The organism is Micromonospora sp. NPDC049580, from assembly GCF_040675595.1.
GTDB lineage: Bacteria > Actinomycetota > Actinomycetes > Mycobacteriales > Micromonosporaceae > Micromonospora.
This window is the reverse complement of sequence record NZ_JBFAPG010000557.1, coordinates 1-3,824: the sequence shown is the minus strand read 5'-3', so window position 1 is coordinate 3,824 and position 3,824 is coordinate 1. Positions and strand designations below refer to the sequence as shown.

At 73.5% G+C, this 3,824-nt stretch carries 6 protein-coding genes; all 6 read right to left on the bottom strand.

Annotation, left to right across the window (positions count from 1 at the left end):
* Positions 1-743 (bottom strand): MATE family efflux transporter (locus tag AB0J68_RS28985; RefSeq protein WP_363941675.1); only part of this gene is annotated, 743 nt, incomplete at its 3' end.
* A 450-nt stretch (positions 744-1,193) separates the two neighbouring features.
* Complete coding sequence (locus tag AB0J68_RS28980) at positions 1,194-1,403, bottom strand: DUF6186 family protein (protein WP_234588302.1); 210 nt, start codon at positions 1,401-1,403, stop codon at positions 1,194-1,196.
* On the bottom strand, positions 1,403-1,810 hold the full coding sequence (locus AB0J68_RS28975; RefSeq protein WP_363941672.1) for a hypothetical protein: 408 nt from the start codon (positions 1,808-1,810) through the stop codon (positions 1,403-1,405). The genes AB0J68_RS28980 and AB0J68_RS28975 overlap by 1 nt, the downstream gene beginning before the upstream one ends.
* Positions 1,811-1,934: 124 nt before the next feature.
* Positions 1,935-2,993, bottom strand: coding sequence for a bifunctional oligoribonuclease/PAP phosphatase NrnA (locus tag AB0J68_RS28970; RefSeq protein WP_363941669.1), 1,059 nt, complete (start codon positions 2,991-2,993; stop codon positions 1,935-1,937).
* Positions 2,990-3,493 carry a 30S ribosome-binding factor RbfA gene (rbfA, locus tag AB0J68_RS28965; RefSeq protein WP_355133463.1) on the bottom strand — a complete coding sequence of 168 codons (504 nt, stop codon included), beginning with the start codon at positions 3,491-3,493 and terminating at the stop codon, positions 2,990-2,992. The genes AB0J68_RS28970 and rbfA overlap by 4 nt, the downstream gene beginning before the upstream one ends.
* A 128-nt stretch (positions 3,494-3,621) precedes the next feature.
* Positions 3,622-3,824 (bottom strand): DUF503 family protein (locus AB0J68_RS28960; protein WP_363941666.1); only part of this gene is annotated, 203 nt, incomplete at its 5' end.

The following is a 3,824-nucleotide window of genomic DNA, read 5'->3' as shown; positions in this document are numbered from 1 at the left end:
CTGGCCTGGAACGCCACGCCCCGGATCAGCAGGTCCCGACTGAGCACGAGTTGCTGGCGGATCACCCGCGGTCGGGGCCGCAGCGAGACCCGTTCGGCGACCAGCGCCGCGGCGAAGAGCCCGCCGGCGATGGTCTGGGCGACCACGTTGGCGACCGCCGAACCGGTCAGGCCGAGCCCACCGGGATAGACCAGCAGCGGGCAGAGCAGCGCGGAGAGCAGGTTGGGGCCGAGCACGAAGAACAGCGGCCGCCGGGTGTCCTGCACGCCGCGCAGCCAGCCGTTGCCGGCGGCGGCGAGCAGCAGGCCGGGGGCGCCGAGCGCCGCGATCCGCAGCCACCCGGCGGCGGCGTCGGCCACGTCGCCGGCACCTCCGGCGAGGGTACGCGCCAGCGCGCCCCCGCCGATCTGCATGCCGATCGCGACCAGCAGCCCGACGCCGAACGCTAGCCACGACGACTGGACTCCCTCGGCCACGGCCGCCGCCCGGTCGCCGGCGCCGAAGCGGCGGGCCGACCGCCCGGTGGTGCCGTACGCGACGACGGTGCCGAGCCAGGCGGTGAGCGTCATCACCGTGCCGCCGACGGCGAGCGCCGCGAGGGGCACCCGACCGAGGTGACCGACGACGGCCGTGTCGACGAGCACGTAGAGCGGCTCGGCGGCGAGGACGACGAGGGCCGGCAACGCGAGGCCGGCGATGCGGCGTGGCGAGGCGGATCGGTCGGTGGTGGCAGGGTGGCTCATCGCCGCCGATCCTGGCACGACGACGGTAAGGGTCGCAATCCCGCCGAGGACTTACTCGATCGGCGGCGTCACCGCCCGGAGGACTGGCTCACTGGCGGGTGTCCATCGACGTCTGCAGTGCGCGGCGGGCCTGCTCGCGGGCGTCGTCGGTGGTGGTCTCGGGCTTGGGCTTGTTCGGCATGGTGGCGCTCCTTCCAGGGTGCGAGCCACCGGCACGCGGCAGCCCTCACGGGCGGTCGTGCTGAGCGCCCCACGGCGGTCCGGGGTTACCGGAGCAGCCGACTGGGCAGCGTGAGCCCGGGTCGGTCCGACCCTGGAGGGAGGCAGCGCGAGGTGTGGCACCACCGCCCACGACCTGCATCACCACGTGATGCCGGCCGCCTCCCAAGTTATCGTTCAGGTCCACATGCTGCTCCCGGTTCCCGCCATTTGGACGGTCGGCAGCCCGGCTCAGCGGGCCAGGAAGTGCCAGCCCAGCCACCACCAGAACCCGAACAGACCGATCCTGCCCACCGGCACCGAACCGACCTCGTAGCGCATCACGTACGCGCAGACCTCGCCCAGGGTCGGTATGCGGGATCCCTCCCGCCGGGCCAGCCACTCGACCCCGACGAACAGGGCCAGGGCGGTGAGGAAACCGCCGATCGCGAGTGCCCGCATCATCGCCGCGCCAGCCCCCAGAACGCGGCCAGCCAGGCGAACCAGGCCGCCGACCGGGTCAGATGATCCTCCAGCAAGGGGTCGGCCAACCGGGAGAAGGTGGGGAAGTCGTCGCCCACGGCCAACACGAAGGTCGCGCCCTCGAAAACCCCGAAGACCACCACCGGCAGCGCCCACCACGCCGCTTTCGGGCCCAGCCGACGCGGCGCCGGCCGCCGGGGCACCCGGTTGCTCAGACCGAGCCAGATCAACACGCCGCCGGTGCCGAGCGTGTAGAGATTGGCCTCGGTGGAGAACGACGCGAACCGGCCGCCAACGAGGGACAGGCAGAGGAGAACCGGGACGGAGACGGCGGGCCGGTCCCAGGCTCGGGGGGCCTCCACGGTGAGGTCGTGCGGCTGCTCCATCCCGCAATTCTTCCCGTTCTCACGGAGCGCGGCTAGACCGACACCCCCCGGAGCTGACCCTGAACTTCCCGCCTCGGACGGAACGTGGACGGGCCTGGTCGGCTGCCGGACGGCCCGGGAGCGGTCAGGCGTCGCCGGTGATCAGTGCCCCGGCCAGCTCGCCGCGGATCGCCTCGATGACGTGCTCGGCGGTCCCCCGACCGGTGAAACCGGCCGCGAAGGTGTGGCCGCCCCCGCCCAGCGCCACCGCCACGCGACTGACGTTCACCGCGCCCTTGCTCCGCATCGACACGGCCCACTCGTCGGGGGCGGTCTGCTTCAGCACGCAGCTCACGTCCGCCTCGGCGGTGCAGCGCACCGAGTCGATCAGCGCCTCCAGGACGTACGGGCGCTGGTCGTGGCGGGCCAGGTCGTCGAGGGTGGCGAAGGTCCACACCAGCCCCCGGCCGTCGGCGGCGGCCGGCTCCAGCCGAGCACGGCCGAGCACCTCCCCGAAGAGGCGGACCGCGCCGAAGGGTCGGGTGTCGAACACCCGCCGGGAGATGTCCCCGGGCGAGATGCCGGTGGACAGCAGCCGGGCGGCAAGCTGGTGCACCGCCGGAGTGGTCGCCTCGAACCGGAACGAGCCGGTGTCCGTGGTCAGCGCCACGTACAGGCACTCGGCGATGGCCCGATCCAGCGGTACGCCCAGTCGCGCCAACAACTGCTCGGCCACCACCGACGTGGCGGCGGCCCGCGGGTCGACCAGGTTGACGGTGCCGAAGCCCGGGTTCGAGGCGTGGTGGTCGAGCACCAGCACGGCAGGAGCCGTCGACAACCGACCGGCCAGCTCACCGAGGCGCGACTCGCTGGCCGCGTCGAAACAGATCACCAGATCCGGAGCCGGGTCCGCGGCGCTCGCCGGGACCAGCAGCTCCAGGCCGGGCAGCCCCCGGAACGGCTCGGGCACCTCCGGCGGCCCGGGAAAGGTCGCCTGCAACCGGTGTACGCCGAGCTGGCGCAGGCCCAGACCGAAGCCGAGCATGCTGCCCAGCGCGTCGCCGTCCGGGTTGACATGGCAGATCAACAGCACCCGGCTGGTCGGCCCGACGGCGCGGATCAGCGCCTGGGCCGCGGCCCAGTCCGCCTCGTCCGGGCCGGCGTCGACCGGCGCGACGAGTTGGGCACCGGCGGCGCCCGTCACCGCGCTGCCCCACCCCGGGGGATCTCCGTGACGTCGGCGGCCACGTCGGCCTCGTCGTCGTCGGTCTCGTCCTCGTTCTCGTCGTCGTCGACCCGGTACGGCTGCGCCTCGCCCGCGTACTCCGCCCGGGCGGCCAGCCGCTGCACCTCCGCGTCGGCGTTGCGGGCGGCGGCGAGCAGATCGTCGATGTGCTTGACCTGGTCCTGCACGTCGTCCAGGACGAAGGTGAGCGTCGGCGAGTGCCGCAGCCCGAGCGCCTTGCCGACCGTGCTGCGCAGCAGGCCCTTGGCGCTCTCCAGAGCCGCCGCGGTGTCCGCCTGGGCCACCGCGTCGCCAAGGACCGTGTAGAAGACCGTCGCGTCGCGCAGGTCAGCGGTGATCCGGGCATCGGTGATGGTGATCATGCCGAGCCGCGGGTCCTTGATCTGGCTCCGCACCACCGACGCGACCAGCTCACGCACCCGTTCCGCGTGCCGGCGTACCTTGGCCGGATCAGACATCTCGCCACCTCCACGGCGTCCTGCTCCCGGCCGACCCGGCGACCCGGGGGCCGCCGGCCCGACCGGCCAACATCTCGAACACTACCTTCGCGGCGGCACCGGTCGCCCGGCACCGCCGGCACCCCGTTTCAGTCGTCGTCCACGCCGTACAGCCGGCGCCGGACCGACAACAACTCGACCTCGGGACGCGCGGCCACCAGGCGCTCGCAGGAGTCGAGCACCTCGCGGACGTGCGCCGCTTCGGCGGCGACCACGGCCACCGCTATCTCCGCTCGACCGTGCAGGTCGAGCGCACCCACCTCGGCGGCCGAGACCTCGAAGCGGCGCAGCG

What these genes read in the sequence shown, in the direction of transcription:
- AB0J68_RS28980 (WP_234588302.1), bottom strand. Translation starts at nt 1,403, where the DNA reads ATGCGGGCACTCGCGATCGGCGGTTTCCTCACCGCCCTGGCCCTGTTC.
- AB0J68_RS28975 (WP_363941672.1), bottom strand. Translation starts at nt 1,810, where the DNA reads ATGGAGCAGCCGCACGACCTCACCGTGGAGGCCCCCCGAGCCTGGGAC.
- rbfA (WP_355133463.1), bottom strand. Translation starts at nt 3,493, where the DNA reads ATGTCTGATCCGGCCAAGGTACGCCGGCACGCGGAACGGGTGCGTGAG.